The following is a 259-nucleotide window of genomic DNA, read 5'->3' as shown; positions in this document are numbered from 1 at the left end:
CACCCAGTCCCATGGGAGGCCGCCCTGTAAACGGGGGTACTGACGAAACGCCTGCCAGTATTTAGCGAAGCCGCCAAGACTGTTACCCATCGCGTGGGCGTATTCGCAAAGGATCAGCGGGCGCGTCTCTCCAGGCAACGAAAGCCATTTTTTGATGGACCATTTCGGCACAGCCGGGAAGGGCTGGTCTTCATCCACGCGCGCGTACATCGGGCAAATAATATCGGTTGCGAAGGTGTCGGCTCCGCCGCCTTCATAC

At 58.7% G+C, this 259-nt stretch carries 1 protein-coding gene; it reads right to left on the bottom strand.

The genetic code is table 11. The annotated features are described in order from the left end of the window. On the bottom strand, nt 1-259 hold a 259-nt coding region (locus F0Q32_RS26035), incomplete at both ends, for a glycoside hydrolase family 2 TIM barrel-domain containing protein (protein ID WP_188016921.1).

The organism is Pseudocitrobacter sp. 73 (assembly GCF_008369545.1).
Lineage (GTDB): Bacteria > Pseudomonadota > Gammaproteobacteria > Enterobacterales > Enterobacteriaceae > Pseudocitrobacter > Pseudocitrobacter vendiensis.
The sequence above is the reverse complement of the archived record's forward strand: the minus strand, read 5'-3'. Positions and strand labels throughout refer to the sequence as shown.